Source organism: Streptomyces sp. 7N604 (assembly GCF_052245475.1).
Classification (GTDB): domain Bacteria; phylum Actinomycetota; class Actinomycetes; order Streptomycetales; family Streptomycetaceae; genus Streptomyces.
On sequence record NZ_JBQQBX010000022.1, the window covers coordinates 123903 to 139703 of the forward strand.

Consider the following 15801-nt stretch of genomic DNA (forward strand, 5'->3'; position numbering starts at 1 on the left):
CCCTTTCCACAGGGGGTTGACTCCACCGGCGGCTGAAAATACCTTCCAAGTGTGAGCAGCAGTCTGAAGGAAACTTTCAGCAGCGGGCCGGTCCGCCCGACCGGACCCGATGGGCCGCCCGCGCCCGCCGCCCTCGCCGCCAAGGTCCGTACGCTCGGGCCCTCAATGACCCGCTCGATGCAGCGAGTTGCCGAGGCCGTGGCCGGCGACCCGGCGGGCTGCGCCGCGCTCACCGTCACGGGTCTCGCGGAGCGTACCGGCACCAGCGAGGCCACCGTCGTCCGCACGGCCCGCGTCCTCGGCTACCCGGGCTACCGCGATCTTCGCCTCGCGCTCGCCGGGCTCGCCGCCCAGCAGCAGTCGGGCGCGGCGCCGGCCGTCACCGCCGACATAGCGGTCGACGACCCGATCTCCTCCGTCGTCGCCAAGCTCGCCCAGGAGGAGCAGCAGTGCCTCGCCGACACGGCGGCCGGCCTCGACACCACCCAGCTCGAGTCCGCGGTCGCCGCGCTCGCCGCCGCCCGCCGCATCGATGTGTACGGGATCGGCGCCTCCAACCTCGTCGCCCAGGACCTGGTGCAGAAGCTGCTGCGGATCGGGCTGATAGCGCACGCCCATGCGGACCCGCACCTGGCCGTCACCAACGCCGTGCAGCTGCGCGCGGGCGACGTCGCCATCGCGATCACCCACTCCGGGCGAACGACGGACGTCATCGAGCCGCTGCGGGTCGCGTTCGACCACGGCGCGACGACGCTGGCGATCACCGGCCGCCCGGACGCGGACGTCGCGCAGTACGCGGACCACGTCCTCACGACGTCGACCGCGCGCGAGAGCGAGCTGCGGCCCGCCGCCATGTCGAGCCGGACGAGCCAGCTGCTGGTCGTGGACTGCCTGTTCATAGGCGTCGCCCAGCGCACGTACGACGCGGCGGCACCCGCGTTGTCCGCCTCGTACGAAGCACTGGCCCACCGCCACAGCCCCAAGCGGCAGTAGCGGGTCCACCGGCCCCGCACTCGAAAGAACGACGCCACCCCCCTTCCTGCCACAGAGAGTCGACACGCCATGCCCTCCACCACCGACACCCCGGGCGCCGACCACGCGGAGCACGCCGACCCCGGCAACCCCGCCGACCCCAGCGACCCCGGTAACCCCGCCGACGGCCCCGACGACGACATGAGCGATGCCGCAGGCGACTACGCAAGGCTGCGCGCCCAGCTGGACAGCCTCACCACCGAGGCGTTCCGCAGCGAGTTGGCCGACATCGACCAGCTGCCCACCCTCGAGATCGCGAAGATCATGAACGGGGAGGATGCCACCGTTCCCGGTGCGGTCGCCGCGGTGCTCCCGCAGATCGCCGCCGCGATCGATGCCACCGCCGCCCGTATGGCCCGCGGCGGCCGGCTGGTCTACGCGGGCGCGGGCACGGCGGGACGGCTCGGCGTGCTCGACGCAAGCGAGTGCCCCCCGACGTTCAACACCGCGCCCACCGAGGTGGTCGGCCTGATCGCGGGCGGCCCTTCCGCCATGGTGACGTCGGTCGAGGGCGCCGAGGACAGCAAGGAGCCGGCGGCCGCGGACCTCGACGCACTGGGCCTCACGGCGGACGACACGGTCGTCGGCATCTCCGCCTCGGGCCGCACCCCGTACGCGATCGGCGCCGTGGAGCACGCACGCGCGTGTGGGGCTCTCACCATCGGCCTGTCCTGCAACGCCGGTTCCGCGCTCGCGGCCGCCGCCGAGCACGGCATCGAGATCGTCGTCGGCCCCGAGCTGCTCACCGGCTCGACCCGCCTCAAGGCGGGTACCGCCCAGAAGCTCGTCCTCAACATGCTCTCGACGATCACCATGATCCGGCTGGGCAAGACGTACGGGAACCTGATGGTCGACGTCCGCGCCTCGAACGAGAAGCTGCGCGCCCGCTCACGCCGCATCGTCTCGCTCGCCACGGGTGCGCCGGACGCGGAGATCGAGGCCGCGCTCGCGGCAACGGACGGGGAGGTGAAGAACGCGATCCTCACCATCCTCGGCGGAGTCGACGCCCCGACGGCAGAAAGGCTGCTGGCCGCTTCTCAAGGCCACCTACGCGCAGCCCTTCGCGCAGCACAGAGTTGACAGGGGGTTGTGGGCAATCGTTCCGCGGGGCGGAACGGGTGGGCACAACCCGACCACCGGCCCGCACCCGGAAAACCCACCGCAAGGCCCCACGGGCCCGCACAGCAAGGCACCCCGCACATGCCACCAGCACACGAGACCGCAGCCGCGCTCCTCCCCCTCGTCGGAGGAGCGCGGAACGTCACGTCCGTAGCGCACTGCATGACCCGGCTCCGCCTCGGCCTGGCCGACCGCTCCCTCGTACAGGACGAGGCCCTGAGGGCCCTGCCCGCCGTGCTCGGCGTCGTCGAGGACGACACCTACCAGATCGTCCTCGGCCCGGGCACGGTCGCCCGGGTGACACCGGAGTTCGAGCGGCTGGTGGAGCAGGAGCGCTCCGCACGTGGAGGCGCAACAGGCGCCACCACCGCCGAAGAACTGGCCGCGCACGGCACCGCACTGCGCGCCGCGCAAAAAGCACGCAACTCCACCCCGCTCAAACTCTTCCTCCGCCGCATCGCCAACATCTTCGTCCCGCTCATCCCCGCCCTCATCGGCTGCGGCATCGTCGCGGGCATCAACGGCCTGCTGACCAACCTGGTCAGCACCGGCCAGGCCCCCTGGGCGTCCTCCCTCGTCCCGGCGCTCGCCGCCATCGCGTCCGGCTTCATGTCGCTGATCGCCGTCTTCGTCGGCATCAACACGGCCAAGGAGTTCGGCGGTACGCCGGTGCTGGGCGGCGCCGTCGCCGCGATCATCGTCTACGCGGGCGTGGCCAACGTCAGCGCCTTCGGCCAGAAGCTGGCGCCCGGCCAGGGCGGCGTGCTGGGCGCGCTCGGCGCGGCGCTGCTCGCCGTCCAGGTCGAGAAGTGGTGCCGCCGCCGGGTCCCCGAGGCGCTGGACGTCCTCGTGACGCCGACCGTCACCGTGCTGGTATCCGGCCTGGCCACCCTCTTCGGCCTGATGTTCCTGGCGGGCGAAGTGTCCACCGCCATCGGCGACTTCGCGAACTGGCTGCTGTCCGCGGGCGGAGCCTTCGCGGGCTTCGTCCTCGGCGGCCTCTTCCTCCCCCTCGTGATGCTGGGCCTGCACCAGGCGCTGATCCCCATCCACACCACCCTGATCGAGCAGCAGGGCTACACCGTCCTCCTCCCCATCCTCGCCATGGCGGGCGCGGGCCAGGTGGGCGCGGCCGTCGCCGTCCTCCTCCGGCTCCGCCACAACACCTCGATCCGCAAGACCATCCGCTCGGCCCTCCCCGCGGGCCTGCTGGGCGTGGGCGAACCGCTGATCTACGGCGTCTCGCTGCCGCTCGGCCGCCCGTTCGTCACGGCCTGCATCGGTGGCGCGTTCGGCGGCGGCTTCGTCGGCATGCTCAACCAGCTCGGCGACGCGGTCGGTTCCACGGCCATCGGCCCCTCCGGATGGGCGCTCTTCCCCCTGCTGAAGGGCAACACAGGACTCGCCGCGCTCGTCGCCGTCTACGCGGCGGGCCTCCTGGTCGGTTACGTGGCGGGCTTCCTCATCACGTACTTCTTCGGCCTCAGCAGGCAGCAGCGGGCGGAGCTGAACGTCGCCCCGGAGGACGCGGCGGCCGACCCGGCGGCCGCCGCGGAGACGGCGGCCGGCGACCCGCGCGCCCTCGTCCAGGGCGACCGCGACAAGGAGCCGGCGACGTCCGCCGGGGTGGCGCCGTGACAGCGGAGGCCACGGCCGCACGGCCACGGCGCCTGTATGTCCTGCGGCACGCCAAGTCCGCCCGGCCGGACGGAGTGGCCGACCAGGACCGGCCACTGGCCCCGCGCGGCCGCCGCGACGCGCCGGCCGCGGGCCGCTGGCTGCGGGACACCGGCGCGGCTCCCGACCTCGTCCTCTGCTCCCCCGCCCTGCGCACCCGTGAGACATGGGACCTCGCCGCACCCGAACTGCGCGCCGGGGGCGCCGCGCCGCAGGTCACCTACGATGCGGGCGTCTACCAGGCCACCTCGGACGAGTTGCTCGCCCTGGTACGGCAGACCCCCGCAGACGTACGGACGCTGCTGCTGATCGGCCACAACCCGGGCCTCCAGGACCTGATCCTGATGCTCACCGGCGAGGCGGACGGCGATGCCCTGGTGCGGATCCGCGAGAAGTTCCCGACGTCCGCCATCGCCGTCCTTCTCGTCCCGGATCCCTGGTCGGCCCTCGCGCCGGGTGCCGCCCGGCTGACCGAAATGGCCGTGCCGCGCGGCAGGAAGGGGTGACGCCGTACGCCGCCTGACGGCACGTCCGGCATCCGGCTTCCGTCATCCGGCGCCGGCGCCCGGCGTCGCGCGTCAGACCTCACGCCTCACGCCTCACGCCTAGGGCGTCAGGCGTCGCACTCCCCCGGTTGCAGCTTCTGCGGCTTGGACAGGGACACCTGGTCCTCCACCGCGCCGTTGGAGGAGTTCTTCACGGGCGAGGTGGCGGTGAAGTCGGTGATGGCCCAGTAGTGGTGGCCGTGTCCCTCGAAGGGGCCCGTACCCGTGTGCTCGTAGTCGATCCAGAACACTCCGGTGACCTGCTGCCGCTGGTACCGGTGCTGAAGGTGCGCCTTGTGGCCCTCGGGGACGAACGCGCTGAAGCTCTGGGTCGTGCCTGTCGACTGCCCCCAGGTGTGCTGGTACTGGGTCTGGATCGAGGCCTTGACCAGCTTGCTCAGCCCGACTTCGAGGCTGGCTCCGACGGTCACGCTGTTCGTCGTGATGTACTCGTTGTGGTCGCTCCAGGTGATGTTGTTCTGTTCGTTTCCGCCCCGGCAGTTGGCGAAGTCGGAGCTCAGCGGCTCCCAGGGGCCGAGCCCTGTGGTCTCCGGCGATCCGTACGGATAGAAGCCGCACGACACCCCGGGGACGTCCATCTCCTGCTCCGCCGCGCAGTCCTCGACTATCTGACGTGCGCTGATCTGGCCTTCGCCGGAGGCCTCCGGATACGCCTCCTCGGGGGCACCGAAGGCGGTGCCGTCCCCCAGGCAGACGTACTTGCCCTCGCAGAAGGTCGGGGTCTCGGCGAAGGCGGTACCGGCGCCCAGGGCGCCGAAGGAGAGGGTGGCCGTCACGACGGCGAGCAGCCGGGACTTGCGGAATCTCATGGAACGATCTCTTCCGGTCGAACGGGGGGGTGAGAGATGGTGCAGATGTTTCTGGAAGGAACATCTGGATGAAGAGTGACGCTAGGGAATTCGCCCGGAGCCCACAACGCATCGCACCAGAACGGCCGGAAGAGACAACGGAGTTCGACGGACCCATCGGTAACGCTTAATGTTCCGTAGCTTGTGCGCTGCCGGAGAGGGAACGCCGCGATCAGCGGCGACCGGACGGCTTGCTGCATCGATCTCGCAGCGAGCAGTCGTCGAAACGCTCGGTACACCGATACCAAGGATCAAATCGCGCCAGTCTGGCGCAGAAAAGCCGCTGGGGCGGCACCTTCACAGGTGCCGCCCCAGCGTTCAGGACGTTGATCAACCTGGGGGTCCCCCTGCTCGAGCGAAGCCGAGAGCTTGGGGGAGGTCGATCAGAAGTCCATGTCACCGCCCGGCATGCCGCCCGGGGCCGCCGGGGCGGCCTTCTCCGGCTTGTCGGCGATGACGGCCTCGGTGGTGAGGAAGAGCGCCGCGATGGAGGCGGCGTTCTGCAGCGCGGAGCGCGTGACCTTGGCCGGGTCGATGATGCCCTCGGCGATCAGGTCGACGTACTCGCCGGTCGCGGCGTTGAGGCCGTGACCCGGGGTCAGGTTGCGAACCTTCTCCACGACGACGCCGCCCTCGAGACCGGCGTTGACCGCGATCTGCTTCAGCGGGGCCTCCAGGGCCAGGCGCACGGCCTGGGCACCGGTGGCCTCGTCACCGTCGAGCTCGAGCTTCTCGAAGACCGAGGAAGCCTGCAGCAGGGCCACGCCACCACCGGCGACGATGCCCTCCTCGACGGCGGCCTTGGCGTTGCGCACCGCGTCCTCGATGCGGTGCTTGCGCTCCTTGAGCTCGACCTCGGTCGCGGCACCGGCCTTGATGACGGCCACGCCGCCGGCCAGCTTCGCGAGGCGCTCCTGGAGCTTCTCGCGGTCGTAGTCCGAGTCCGAGGCCTCGATCTCGGCGCGGATCTGGTTGACCCGGCCCTGGACCTGGTCGCTGTCACCGGCGCCGTCGACGATGGTCGTCTCGTCCTTGGTGATGACGACCTTGCGAGCGCGGCCCAGCAGGTCGATACCGGCGTTCTCCAGCTTGAGGCCGACCTCCTCGGAGATGACAGTGCCACCGGTGAGGATGGCGATGTCGCCGAGCATGGCCTTGCGGCGGTCACCGAAGCCCGGGGCCTTGACGGCGACGGACTTGAAGGTGCCGCGGATCTTGTTGACGACGAGCGTGGACAGGGCCTCTCCCTCGACGTCCTCGGCGATGATCAGCAGCGGCTTGCCGGACTGCATGACCTTCTCCAGCAGCGGGAGCAGGTCCTTCACCGCGGAGACCTTGGAGTTGACGATCAGGATGTACGGGTCGTCGAGGACGGCCTCCATACGCTCCATGTCGGTCGCGAAGTACGCGGAGATGTAGCCCTTGTCGAAGCGCATGCCCTCGGTGAGCTCCAGCTCGAGCCCGAAGGTCTGCGACTCCTCGACGGTGATGACGCCTTCCTTGCCGACCTTGTCCATCGCCTCGGCGATGAGCTCGCCGATCTGGGTGTCGGCGGCGGAGATGGAGGCGGTGGAGGCGATCTGCTCCTTGGTCTCCACGTCCTTGGCCTGCTCGAGCAGGGCGGCCGAGACGGCCTCGACGGCCCGCTCGATGCCGCGCTTGAGGGCCATCGGGTTGGCGCCCGCGGCAACGTTGCGGAGGCCTTCCTTGACGAGCGCCTGGGCCAGGACGGTCGCGGTCGTCGTGCCGTCACCGGCGACGTCGTCCGTCTTCTTCGCGACCTCCTTGACCAGCTCGGCGCCGATCTTCTCGTACGGGTCCTCGAGCTCGATCTCCTTGGCGATGGACACGCCATCGTTGGTGATCGTGGGGGCGCCCCACTTCTTCTCGAGGACGACGTTCCGGCCCTTGGGGCCGAGCGTGACGCGGACGGCGTCGGCGAGCTGGTTCATCCCGCGCTCGAGACCGCGCCGTGCCTCCTCGTCGAACGCGATGATCTTGGCCATGTGAAGTGGTCCTCCCGGACTGGGGTGGATTGCTCCGGACCGCGCCCGCGCCCGCGACGGACGGCCTGCACGCCTGACGGTTCCTTGCCCCGCCCAGCCTGCGGGCCTCACCGACCCGGTCCTTCTGTCACTCTCAACGTCAGAGTGCTAACGCCAATGATTAGCACTCTCACCCGGAGAGTGCAAGGCGGCCCGAAGGGCCTCGATGAGGGGTGGCGGTCGTGCGACGGGTGGGCGCAAGCCGCCCGAAGGGCGACGATGAGGGGTGGCGGTCGGGCGACGGGTGGGCGCAAGCCGCCCGAAGGGCGCCGATGAGGGGTGGCGGTCGGGCGACGGGTGGGCGCAAGCGTGTGCCATGACGAAGGGCCCGCACCCTCGACGGGGTGCGGGCCCTCTTCTAACGCCTGTGGTCAGTCGGCGCGTCCTCGGTCAGCCTGCTACGCGGACCATGTCCGCCTGCGGCCCCTTCTGGCCCTGCGAGATCTCGAACTCGACCCGCTGACCTTCCTCGAGGGTGCGGTAGCCGTCCATCTGAATCGCGCTGTAGTGCACGAAGACGTCCGCACCACCGTCGACCGCGATGAAGCCGTACCCCTTCTCCGCGTTGAACCACTTGACGGTGCCCTGAGCCATCCCTAACTCCCCTATTACTGGCCCTTGCGCAGGACCGCACTCCGCGGACCCGGGTCAGACTTCACCCAGACCTCACCCCCCAAACACGCGGGGTGTGCGCCGGAACGCCTCGACCGCGGCTGAATGTATCTGCACGGATGCCGTCTGCAACAGGTCAATCCGACGAGAATTCCGGGCGCACCCGATCGGTAATTCCCGTGGAATTAGCAAGAATTCAGGGCAACTCGGGCCGGGCATAACGCATCAAACCGACAAATCGCGCACACACTTGGGACACAACTTGTCGGTTCTCATATGCGTTCGGCAAGGACGCCGGCGGGGGATTGACCAACTGTACCGCGCTCAACCACGTAGAACCGCCCCCTCCGCTTCTCTCACGGAGGGGGCGATCCCGATTACGAAACGTTGTTGAGTTTTGTCCTCAACTATTTTCCGGAGCGGCCGGAGGCGCTGGAGCCACTGGAGCCGCTGGAAGGCCCCGGGAGGGCCCGGAGGGCCGGAGGCGCTCAGCAGCCGCCCGCGACAGCCGGGATGATCGAGACCCCGGCGCCGTCCGGCGTCGCCGTCTGCAGCCCGTCCTCGAAACGCACGTCGTCGTCGTTGACGTAGACGTTCACGAAGCGGCGGAGCTTGCCCGTGTCGTCCAGGACTCGCGCGGCGATGCCCGGGTGGTTCTTCTCCAGCGACTCGATGACCTCGGCGAGAGTCGCGCCCTCGGCACTCACCTCGGCCTGGCCACCGGTGTAGGTGCGCAGGATGGTCGGGATACGGACGTTGACGCTCATACGGGGTCACCTTCGGTGCGAGGGCGGATTCAGGGTTTCGTGTTCCGGTGCGGGCGGTGGCCGGGTTGTGCCCACCCTCCCCCAGAGCTTCGCCTGGGGGTATCCCAGCCCCGCGGAACGAGTGGCCACAACCCGGCGGTCAGTCGGCGAGGCCCGCCTCACGGAATGCGTCGAGGCTCGGGCGGATGGTCGCGGACGGGCCCGTGGTCGGGGCCACCGCGTCGAGCGTCTTGAGGCCGTCGCCGGTGTTCAGCACCACCGTCTCGCCCGCCGGGTCGAGCTGACCCGTCTCGATCAGCTTGCGCAGCACACCCACCGTCACGCCACCCGCGGTCTCCGCGAAGATGCCCTCGGTGCGCGCCAGCAGCTTGATCGCGTCGACGACCTGCTCGTCATCGACGTCCTCGACCGCGCCACCCGTACGGCGGCAGATGTCGAGCACGTACGGGCCGTCGGCCGGGTTGCCGATGGCCAGCGACTTGGCGATGGTGTCCGGCTTCACGGGCCGTACGACGTCGTGGCCGTCCTTGAACGCCCGCGACACCGGGGAGCAGCCCTCGGCCTGCGCGCCGAAGATCTTGTACGGCTTGTCCTCCACCAGACCGAGCCGGATCAGCTCCTTCAGCCCCTTGTCGATCTTCGTGAGCTGCGAGCCCGAGGCGATCGGGATGACGAGGTTGTCCGGGATCCGCCAGCCGAGCTGCTCGGCGATCTCGTACGCCAGGGTCTTGGAGCCCTCGCCGTAGTACGGGCGCAGGTTGACGTTGACGAAGCCCCAGCCCTGGCCGAGCGGATCGCCGATCAGCTCGCTGCAGAAGCGGTTCACGTCGTCGTACGTGCCCTCGATGCCCACCAGGTCGCCGCCGTAGACGGCGGCCATCACGACCTTGCCCGCCTCCAGGTCGTGCGGGATGAACACGCAGGACCGGAAGCCGGCACGGGCGGCCGCGGCGCCGACGGCGCCCGCGAGGTTGCCCGTGGAGGAGCAGGAGAGGGTGGTGAAACCGAAGGCGCGGGCCGCCTCGACGGCGATGGCGACGACGCGGTCCTTGAAGGAGTGGGTGGGGTTCCCGGAGTCGTCCTTGACGTGCAGGCCGCCGGTGACGCCCAGCTCACGGGCGAGGTTGTCGGCCTTCACGAGGTTGGTGAAGCCGGGGTTCAGGTTCGGCTTGCTCGCGACGTCGGCGGGGACGGGAAGCAGCGGGGCGTACCGCCAGATGTTGTTCGGGCCTGCCTCGATCCGCTTCCGCAGGCCCTCGGGGTCGCCGCTCGGCAGGTCGTACGCCACCTCGAGCGGCCCGAAACACACCTCGCACGCGAAGATCGGGCCGAGGGCGAATCGCTCGCCGCACTCACGGCAGGACAGGGCGGCGGCCGGTCCGAGAGAGACGGTTTCGGTGCTGTTCGCAACGGTTTGCACAGCCATGGATGGCGAGGCCCTTTCTCCTCATCTTTCCCGTGACGGACTTCGCCACGAGACGGAATTGGCACCTTCCCTAGCCGGGAGCCTCGCCATGCGCTGCGCGAGACCGGCTGGAGGGTTGCCGGGGCTTCAACGGGCCGTTTCCCTCTGCCCCTCTGGATGAGCGGTATGGCACCGGGCAGCATCCCCGGGCATTTGTGCGCGCCCACCCCGACATGAAGTGGACACGTGCGTTGTTCAAGACTGTAACGGAAGGCACGGACGGTTGAGGGAGTCGTCCGAACCGCGAGATGGATCACATGGTTCTCATGGGGTCCCGACACCAGGGAGACGAGCGTACGTGCTTGATGAGGTGGAGCGCTGGTTGGAGCGCCGCTCCTGGTCTGCCGCCGATCGTCCGCTGAGCCGGCTCCTCGCCGCCAAGCGGAGCGCAGGGCCCGCAGGGACAGTCACCGTCGTACTCCCCGCGCTCGACGAGGAGACCACAGTCGGGCCGATCGTGGAGACGATCCGCCGCGAGCTGATGAGCGAGGCGGTGCCCCTGGTCGACGAGCTGGTGGTGCTCGACTCCGGCTCCACCGACCGTACGGCCGAGGTGGCCGCCGCGGCCGGGGCCCGGGTCGTGCACCGCGACACGATCCTGCCGCGCCTGGCCCCACTGCCCGGCAAGGGCGAGGTGCTGTGGCGCTCGCTGCTGGTCACCAGCGGCGAGATCGTCTGTTTCGTGGATGCCGACCTGCGCGACTTCTCGGCGACCTTCGTGTCCGGGATCGTCGGGCCGCTGCTCACCGAGCCGGATGTGCAGCTGGTCAAGGCGATGTACGACCGCCCGCTGGGCGCGAAGGACGAGCGGGGCGGACGGCTCGCCCGGGGCGAGCAGGGCGGCCGCGTCACCGAGCTGGTCGCCCGCCCGCTGCTCAACCTCCACTGGCCGCGGCTCGCCGGGTTCGTCCAGCCGCTGGGCGGCGAGTACGCGGTCCGCCGCTCGCTGCTCGAGCGGCTCTCGTTCCCCGTCGGCTACGGCGTCGAGCTGGGCATGCTGGTCGACGCGCTGGAGCTGGCCGGGCTGGACGCGCTGGCGCAGGTGGACGTCGGCATACGGCTGCACCGGCACCAGGACGGGCAGGCGCTCGGCCGGATGGCCGCGACGATCTACCGCACCGCGCAGGCACGGCTGGCGCGCGGGCACCTCGTACGGCCGGTGCTGACGCAATTCGACCGCACGGACGAGGGGTTCACTCCGACGGTCCACGAGGTGGCGGCGGAGGAACGGCCGCCGATGATCACGGTCCCCGAGTACCGGGTTCGCCGTGCGGCGAGCAAGGACCAAGTGGCCTGAGGCCTGGTTGTGGGCTTTTTTTCCTCAGGGAGATAGGGGTTCCCCCACCGCCCCGCGGAACGAAAGCCCACAAACCGGTGGTGGTGAAGCGCACGTTTGCGCGGATCTGTGGCGGGCTAGGCTCGCGGCATGGTCGCAGAGCAGCAGGCTGCCCAGGTTCTCGTCGCGTCCAACCGCGGCCCGGTTTCGTACGCCCTGCACGAGGACGGTTCGCTCGCCGCCAGGCGCGGCGGAGGCGGGCTCGTCTCCGGCCTCTCGGCCATCGGCCCTGACGCCGGCGCGCTGTGGGTGTGCGCGGCGCTCGGCGACGGCGACCGCGAGGCCGTACGCCGTTCGGGCACTCGCCTCGACCCCGCCGAGACCGGCGGCCAGCAGGTGCGGATGCTCGACATCGACCCCGGAGTCTTCGCCGACGCCTACAACGGCATCGCGAACTCCGTGCTGTGGTTCGTGCACCACATGCTCTACCAGACCCCGCTCGAGCCGGCCTTCGGCGCCGAGTTCCGCGCCCAGTGGGCGGCGTACGAGACGTACAACGCGGCGTTCGCCGACGCCCTCGCCGAGGAGGCCGCAGAGGGCGCCGCGGTCCTGGTGCAGGACTACCACCTCTGCCTGGTCCCCGGCATGCTCCGCAGGCGCCGCCCCGACCTGCGCATCGCCCACTTCTCGCACACGCCCTGGGCGCCCCTGGACTACTTCCGGCTGCTGCCCGACGACATCGCGCGGCAGCTGCTGCGCGGCATGCTCGGCGCGGACCGGGCGGGCTTCCTCACCCACCGCTGGGCGAACGCGTTCGCCGCCTGCGCCGCGGACGTGCTCGGCGCCCAGGTGGACACCGAGCACGAAGCCGTCACGTACGAGGGCCGTACGACCCGGCTCGGCGTGCACGCGCTCGGCGCCGACGCGGACTTCCTGCGGGAGCGGGCGCACCGGCCGGACGTGGTCGAGCGGATGGCGGCCCTGCGCGAGCAGATCGGCGGCCGGGACCGGCGGGTGATCGTCCGGGTGGACCGCACCGAGCTGTCGAAGAACATCGTGCGCGGCCTCCAGGCCTACCGGCAGCTGCTCACCGACCACCCCGAGTGGCGGGGCCTGGTCGTCCACCTGGCCTTCGCCTATCCGTCCCGGCAGGACCTGGCCGTCTACCGCCACTACACCGAGCAGGTGCAGCGGGTCACCGAGGAGATCAACTCCGAGTTCGGTACGGAGGCCTGGCACCCGGTGATCCTCCACGTGAAGGACGACTTCGCGCGCTCGCTCGCCGCGTACCGGCTGGCGGACGTGGCCCTGGTCAACCCGATCCGCGACGGCATGAACCTCGTCGCGAAGGAGGTTCCGGTCGTCTCGGACGAGGGCTGCGTGCTGGTGCTGTCGCGGGAGGCGGGCGCGTACGAGGACCTCGGCGAGGAGGCGGTCGTCGTGAACCCGTACGACGTGACGGGGACGGCGGATGCACTGCACCAGGCGCTGATGCTGTCGGCCGGGGAGCGTGCGGAGCGCACGAAGCGGCTGGCTGCGGCGGCGACTGCGCTGCCCCCGCAGCAGTGGTTCCTCGACCAGCTCAACGCCCTCCGGGCGGGATGACGAGGTTGTGGGCACGCGTTCCGCGGGGCGGAACGCATGCGACACGTGGCTACGACAGCGCGTCGGCCAAGGCGTTGATCAGGTCGACCAGCCCGGCGGGGCCGTCGACCACGACATCCGCGCGTTCGGCGAGTTCGGTGACCTCAGTGCTGCCACTGCAGACCAGGACTCCCGGCAGGCCGTCGGACCTGAGCTTCTCCACCACACCGAAGGCGGCGAGGTCCCCCAGGTCGTCGCCCGCGTAGAGCACCGCACCCGCGCCGGACTCCCGTACGTACTCCGCGAGCGCGACGCCCTTGTCCATGCCCGGCGGGCGGAGCTCGAGCACGAGGCGGCCCGGCTCGACGATCAGGCCGTGCCGCTCGGCCAGCGCGTACAGCGGCTCGCGCAGCTGCTCGAAGGCGCGCTGCGGATCGTCGGCGCGGCGGGTGTGGACGGCGATGGCGCGGCCCTTGTCCTCCACGTACGTGCCGCGCCAGGTGCCGTCGCGGTCGAGGACGCCGCGGAGTTCGGCCCGTACGGCGGCGACGCCGGGGTGCGGTTCCGGCTCCTGCACGGCGCCGGAGGCCGCGTCCCAGCGCTCCGCGCCGTACGCCCCCAGGACCACGAGGTGCTCCAGGCCCGCGGCGCCCGCGAAGCCCCCGTAGCGGACGGCGACACTGGCGGGGCGGCCGGTGATCACGGCGACCGAGCCGACCAGCGGGGCCAGCCGGGAGAGCGCCGGCACGGCGCCCGGGTGGGCGCGCGCCTGGTCGGGGTCGGGCACGATCGGGGCGAGCGTGCCGTCGAAGTCGAGGGCCACGACGGCCTGTTCGGGCCGCTCGAGCAGCGCGGCGAGGCCGGCGCGGCCCGCGGGTGTGACCGGGGTCGGCAGGGAGTCCGGAATGCCCATACGGCGACCCTATCGGTTTGTGGGCAGCCGTTCCGCAGGGCGATGGGGGTGCCCCCATGCCGTTCAGGCTGTGGGGGAGGGTGGGCACGACCCGTTAGCGATTGTGCCGCCGGGTCTCGCGGATGCGGCGGAGGCGGTTGACCGTCACCGGGTCGTGGGCGAGGGCCCGCGGGTCGTCGAGCAGGGCGTTCAAGAGCTGGTAGTAGCGGGTCGGCGAGATGCCGAGCTGCTCCCTTATGGCGCGCTCCTTGGCACCGGGCCCCGCCCAGCTGCGCCGCTCCACGCCGAGCACGGCGCGGTCCCTGTCGGACAGCTCCCCGCTCTCCCCTTCCCTCATGCCCATCACCATAACGGCCCTACCCGATGGTGCTCCTGGCCGCGCTCTCGGTCGCCTCGGCGTCGCGCTTCAGCGCGCCGAGCACGCTCGCCGGGTCGCCGCCCGGTTCCACGGTCGCGCCGATCGACTTCTTGAGCTTGGAGACGACCGGGCCCCAGGAGAGCTTGCTCACCGGGTAGAACTCGGCGGTCGGCAACTGGTCGAGGAACTCCCAGAGGTGCTTGTTCCGCTTGTCGGCGCGCATCGCCTCGGACGCGGAGTTGGTGACCGGGAGGAGGTCGTACTGGTCCGCGAACTTCAGCACATTCTCCTCGCTGTATACGAAATCGAGGAACTTGCCGGCCTCTTCGCGATGCCGGTTCTGCTTGAACGCCATCATCCAGTCGGCGACACCGGTGGTGGCCGAGGACGGCCCGTCCTTGCCGGGCAGCGGCGCCATGCCGTACTTCACGCCTTTGGCGTCCGCCAGCCGCATGAGCGTGGGGTGGCCGTTGAGCATGCCGACCCGCCCGCGCGAGAAGGCGTCGAAGACTTCCTTGCGGTCGGTCGAACCGGGCTTGGGGTTGGTGAGGCCTGGGGCGACCAGCTCGTCGCGCAGCCACTCGAACGCCCTGACGTTCTCCGCGGAGTCGAGGGTGTAGTTGCCAACGTTGTCGATGTAACCGCCGCCACCGCTGAGCATCCAGTTCAGCGCCTCGGCCTGCGGCTCCTCAGGGCCGAGCGGCAGCCCGTACGGCACCTGGACGCCGACCTTCTTCAGCGCCTCGGCGTCCTGCCGCAGCTCCGCCCAGGTCGTCGGCGCCCCGTTGAGCCCGGCCTCGGCGAACAGCGTCTTGTTGTAGAAGAGCACCCGGGTGCTGGAGACGAACGGCAGGCCGTACTGGATGCGGCGTATCTCGCCCGCCTGCGCGAGGCCGGGCAGGAAGTCCGCCTGGGTGGGTATGGAGAGCAGTTCGTCGGCTCTGTAGAGGCGGCCCTCGGCCGCGTAGTCGGCGTAGGCGCCGATCTGGGCGATGTCCGGGGCCTCGCCGCGCCTGACCATCTCCGCGACCTCGCGGTCGACGTCGTTCCAGCTGTAGACGGAGACGTCGACGTGGATGCCGGGGTTCTCGGCCTCGAACTCCCCGGCCAGTTGCTCCCAGTACTTCCTGGAACCGTTGGCGGCCGAGTCCCCGTAGTCGGCCGCGACGAGCTCGAGCGTCACGTCGCCGACGGACAAGTCACGTCCGCAGCCGGTGAGGGACAGCGCCATGGCTGTTGCGACACCTGTTGCCATCAAGCCCAAGAACCGCCGCTGCACTGCGAATACCACCCTTTTGTCCTGAACGTCACTTGGTAGTCAGCGCGTCCTCGCTCCGGCATGAAGGAGCGGGTATTCGCCCGCGCGCCCCCTAAGGTCTACACCAGGTCTACACCAAAGGAACCCGCTCGTAAGAATCGCCCTTTCCTCCCGCAGGTCAGGACTGCTATTCACGAGGGGGACAGAGCTCGGGATCGCCTCCACGACCGCTTGCAAGCCCAAGCGCTGACCCGCATCGACCGCCCGGACCGCCCCGCCCC

Annotated in this window: 14 protein-coding genes and 1 riboswitch; of the genes, 6 read left to right on the forward strand and 8 right to left on the reverse strand. The window is 70.4% G+C overall.

The window, feature by feature from the left end:
• Positions 1-51: 51 nt before the first annotated feature.
• From ACTWP8_RS24320 to ACTWP8_RS24335, 4 genes are all read left to right on the forward strand, one after another.
• Positions 52-993: a MurR/RpiR family transcriptional regulator gene (locus tag ACTWP8_RS24320; protein ID WP_443324243.1), complete on the forward strand. Its 942-nt coding sequence runs from the start codon at positions 52-54 to the stop codon at positions 991-993.
• A gap of 180 nt (positions 994-1173) precedes the next feature.
• Positions 1174-2112, forward strand: coding sequence for an N-acetylmuramic acid 6-phosphate etherase (gene murQ / locus ACTWP8_RS24325; protein ID WP_443324279.1), 939 nt, complete (start codon positions 1174-1176; stop codon positions 2110-2112).
• Positions 2113-2232: 120 nt separating this feature from the next.
• Positions 2233-3789: a PTS transporter subunit EIIC gene (locus ACTWP8_RS24330; RefSeq protein WP_443324244.1), complete on the forward strand. Its 1557-nt coding sequence runs from the start codon at positions 2233-2235 to the stop codon at positions 3787-3789.
• Positions 3786-4334, forward strand: coding sequence for a SixA phosphatase family protein (locus tag ACTWP8_RS24335; protein WP_443324245.1), 549 nt, complete (start codon positions 3786-3788; stop codon positions 4332-4334). Before ACTWP8_RS24330 ends, ACTWP8_RS24335 begins: the two co-directional genes overlap by 4 nt.
• A gap of 107 nt (positions 4335-4441) precedes the next feature.
• Here ACTWP8_RS24335 and ACTWP8_RS24340 read toward each other — a convergent pair whose 3' ends face one another.
• The 5 genes from ACTWP8_RS24340 to thrC form a co-directional block, all read right to left on the reverse strand.
• The gene (locus tag ACTWP8_RS24340; protein WP_443324246.1) at positions 4442-5203 is read right to left on the reverse strand and encodes a hypothetical protein; all 762 of its coding nucleotides are present in this window, start codon (positions 5201-5203) and stop codon (positions 4442-4444) included.
• Between the two features lie 422 nt (positions 5204-5625).
• A complete protein-coding gene (gene groL / locus ACTWP8_RS24345; protein ID WP_443324247.1) occupies positions 5626-7248 on the reverse strand; it encodes a chaperonin GroEL in 1623 nt (540 codons plus the stop codon).
• Positions 7249-7677: 429 nt separating this feature from the next.
• Positions 7678-7881 carry a cold-shock protein gene (locus ACTWP8_RS24350; RefSeq protein ID WP_003986833.1) on the reverse strand — a complete coding sequence of 68 codons (204 nt, stop codon included), beginning with the start codon at positions 7879-7881 and terminating at the stop codon, positions 7678-7680.
• 506 nt (positions 7882-8387) lie between these two features.
• Positions 8388-8666 (reverse strand): ubiquitin-like small modifier protein 1, encoded by a 279-nt coding sequence (locus ACTWP8_RS24355; protein WP_443319423.1) that lies wholly within the window; start codon positions 8664-8666, stop codon positions 8388-8390.
• Between the two features lie 139 nt (positions 8667-8805).
• The gene (gene thrC, locus ACTWP8_RS24360; protein ID WP_443324248.1) at positions 8806-10092 is read right to left on the reverse strand and encodes a threonine synthase; all 1287 of its coding nucleotides are present in this window, start codon (positions 10090-10092) and stop codon (positions 8806-8808) included.
• Positions 10093-10110: 18 nt separating this feature from the next.
• Positions 10111-10255, reverse strand: a riboswitch (SAM riboswitch).
• Positions 10256-10429: 174 nt separating this feature from the next.
• Between thrC and ACTWP8_RS24365 the strand changes: the two genes are divergently transcribed.
• Together ACTWP8_RS24365 and ACTWP8_RS24370 are read left to right on the forward strand one after the other, a co-directional pair.
• Positions 10430-11428, forward strand: a complete 999-nt coding sequence (locus ACTWP8_RS24365; protein WP_443324249.1) for a glucosyl-3-phosphoglycerate synthase — start codon at positions 10430-10432, stop codon at positions 11426-11428.
• 129 nt (positions 11429-11557) lie between these two features.
• Complete coding sequence (locus ACTWP8_RS24370; protein ID WP_443324250.1) at positions 11558-13012, forward strand: alpha,alpha-trehalose-phosphate synthase (UDP-forming); 1455 nt, start codon at positions 11558-11560, stop codon at positions 13010-13012.
• 49 nt (positions 13013-13061) lie between these two features.
• Here ACTWP8_RS24370 and otsB read toward each other — a convergent pair whose 3' ends face one another.
• The 3 genes from otsB to ACTWP8_RS24385 all read right to left on the reverse strand — a co-directional run bounded on the left by otsB (position 13062) and on the right by ACTWP8_RS24385 (position 15493).
• A complete protein-coding gene (gene otsB, locus ACTWP8_RS24375; RefSeq protein WP_443324251.1) occupies positions 13062-13904 on the reverse strand; it encodes a trehalose-phosphatase in 843 nt (280 codons plus the stop codon).
• Positions 13905-13998: 94 nt separating this feature from the next.
• Complete coding sequence (locus ACTWP8_RS24380) at positions 13999-14247, reverse strand: DUF3263 domain-containing protein (protein ID WP_443324252.1); 249 nt, start codon at positions 14245-14247, stop codon at positions 13999-14001.
• Positions 14248-14260: 13 nt separating this feature from the next.
• Positions 14261-15493 (reverse strand): extracellular solute-binding protein, encoded by a 1233-nt coding sequence (locus ACTWP8_RS24385; protein ID WP_443324253.1) that lies wholly within the window; start codon positions 15491-15493, stop codon positions 14261-14263.
• Positions 15494-15801: the final 308 nt, after the last annotated feature.